Genomic DNA, 2,659 nt, shown 5'->3' on the forward strand with positions numbered 1-2,659 from the left:
CTTAAAGTGCCTCTGTTTATTAAAGGAATCTGATGCAAAATAATGACTACCTAGCCGTTGATATTATGCCTAAAAAAACGCGGTTTAATCGTTTTTTTTACCCTCATAAAATCAAAGAACGATATAAAAAGTTTAAAGGCTTGTGCTATTTGTATAATTGGATAGATACTGACATGCATTTAGTTGAAACCCAACCGCAAAGATATCGGTCTTTTAAGTGTGGCAACGATCCTATAAAAACGCTCTTCTTTGGACCAATGGCAATTGGGTTTACTTTAAGTTTGCTATTTGTCATTTCTTGTGGTGTTGCTACCTACTCGGACGAACCTTATCAATGGTGGGTACCGTTACTTACATTTAGTTGGAATTTATTTTTCTTGAATGTATTACCAGTTACATTTAGGTTTACATCTAAAAAAATAATCTACTTTGATAGATTAAAGCAGACAGTGGGTTTTACTTTTAATATACCAGACTGTGAACAGCGTGATGAATTAGGTAATTGCTGCTTTAGTTGGGATGAAATAGTGTGTCGACTTGATATTGCATCTACGCGTCCGGGAGTTTTAAGTTACTTCCCGAGTATTAGCCATATTGATTTAGAAAGGTATCCTAAGACTAAAATGCTAGGTACGGTGGCGGATAATGGAGAAACACCAGCATATTGTTACCTGTATTGGGAAAGTAATGTACGTTTCATGGATTTAACTAAACCTTTACCTGATGTACCTGAATATGAAGAACACCGGCATTTAGACCCACGGACAGCTGAGTTTGATATTCAAAATAATAGACCTATAGGCTTTTGGCTCGACTTTTCATTTTCGCAACAACAAGAAATTTGGCGAAAATTAAAAGATGAAGCTTATGATTTTGATTGGCTGAAGGGAAAGCCTAACGAAGAAATAATTAAGCCTTGGCTGCATTTTAAAGGTGAGCCTGAGCGTATTGAAAAACTAACCTGGAAATACAAAGCAAAGCGTTTAGCACTGCAGTTGTTTATGGGAATACCTTAAAGATGATTATATTTATAGCATGCAACTAGGATTCTGATAATAATTAAAAATGGAATTTAAACCTAGGTGGCACAAGTGCTGTCTAGGTTTATTAAAGCAAAGGAACCTGATGCAAAAAAATAATTACTTTGGTGTTGGAATAATGCCAAAGAAAACGAAGTTTAATCGCTTTTTTGAAGCTCACCGAATAATAAATAAGGGAAGCGAATTTAGAGGGTTATGCTTTTTTCGACGTTGGCTAAATCAAGATAGGCGTATTTACGCGATTAAAAAAGAGCAATATAAAATAGTGCCCTGTGGCAACAATGCTATAAAAGCCATATTATTTGGACCAATGGCCATTGGCGCTGTATTAAGTTTATTATTACTAATAGCTTGTGTTGTAGCAACATATTCTGAAGAACCATTCCCGTGGTGGCTTGTAATCTTTACCTTTTCTTGGAATTTATTCTTCGTAAATTTATTACCAATCACTTCAAGATACATACCTGATAGAGTGATGTACTTGGACAGACAAAACCAAACGGTTGGGTTCAGTTTTAATATACCAGATTGTGAACAACACGATGAGTTAGGTAATTGTTGCTTTAAATGGGAGGAGATTGTTTGCAGGTTAACCTCGAAAATGGGTGCGCCGGGTGTAATGAATTACTTTCCAGAAATTAGCCATATAGACCAAGATAAGTACCCTGAAACAATAGTAATCGGTTCTGTTGTTGAGCTTTCAGCTAATCCTGTGCATTGTTATTTATTGTGGGAGTGTTATGTACGCTTTATGGATTTAAGTAAACCCTTACCTGATGTACCAGAATATGAAAAGCACCGACATCTAGACTCTATCACAGCTGAATTTGATAAGAGGAATAATCGGCCTGATGAGTTTTGGACCTCATTTTCGTTTTCGCAGCAATTAGAAATTGAAGAGGAAATTCTGAGTGAAGCATTTCCATTTGATTGGCTTAAAGGTAGAGAGCGTGAAGAAGTAATTAAACCTTGGCTGCATTGGAAAGCAGAACCAGAGCGCATAGAGCAATTAACGTGGAAATATAAAGCAAAGCATCTTGCGCTTCAGCTTTTTATCGGCTTTCCTTGAGGTTACTAACCCTTCACCGTTTATGGTAAGTTAACAAATAGAAAAGGATTTCAAATCTAGGTCTTCCAAATTCCCTAGGTAAGCAAAGTAAAGGGCTCTAATGCAAAATAATGACTACCTAGCTGTTGATATCATGCCTAAAAAAACGCGGTTTAATTGTTTTTTTTACCCTGAGAGATTAAATAGCCTTAAAGAAAAGTTTAAAGGCTTATGTTACTTGTATGACTTACCTTCTAAAAAACAGAAGGCAATACAAAAGCGCCCAGAACGATATAAAGTAGAAATGTGCGGAAATAATTCCGTCAGGGTTATTTTATTTGGGCCAATAATAATCGGATTTACTTTGAGTATAATCTTGTTGATCTGTTGCTTAGTGGCTACCTATTCCAAGGACCCATTCCAGTGGTGGATACCTATGCTTACTTTTTCTTGGAACCTGTTTTTTCTTAATTTACTGCCACTAACAGACAGTTACATCCCCAAAAAACAAATATACTTTGATAGACAAAAGCAGCTAGTAGGCTTTACTTATCCAATCCCTGGTTGCGAA

The 2,659-nt window shown here is 36.2% G+C and carries 2 protein-coding genes and 1 pseudogene; all 3 read left to right on the top strand.

From position 1 onward, the window contains the following. Window positions 1-32: 32 nt before the first annotated feature. Window positions 33-1,016, top strand: a complete 984-nt coding sequence (locus tag GQR52_RS20220; protein ID WP_165729601.1) for a hypothetical protein — start codon at window positions 33-35, stop codon at window positions 1,014-1,016. 109 nt (window positions 1,017-1,125) lie between these two features. Then, on the top strand, window positions 1,126-2,109 hold the full coding sequence (locus GQR52_RS20225; protein ID WP_165729602.1) for a hypothetical protein: 984 nt from the start codon (window positions 1,126-1,128) through the stop codon (window positions 2,107-2,109). 100 nt (window positions 2,110-2,209) lie between these two features. Beyond that, a pseudogene (locus tag GQR52_RS20440) lies at window positions 2,210-2,659 on the top strand (hypothetical protein); the annotation flags it as partial.

The organism is Pseudoalteromonas sp. 31A1 (assembly GCF_011378815.1).
Taxonomy (GTDB): domain Bacteria; phylum Pseudomonadota; class Gammaproteobacteria; order Enterobacterales; family Alteromonadaceae; genus Pseudoalteromonas; species Pseudoalteromonas arctica.

What these genes read in the sequence shown, in the direction of transcription:
- GQR52_RS20220 (WP_165729601.1), top strand. Translation starts at nt 33, where the DNA reads ATGCAAAATAATGACTACCTAGCCGTTGATATTATGCCTAAAAAAACG.
- GQR52_RS20225 (WP_165729602.1), top strand. Translation starts at nt 1,126, where the DNA reads ATGCAAAAAAATAATTACTTTGGTGTTGGAATAATGCCAAAGAAAACG.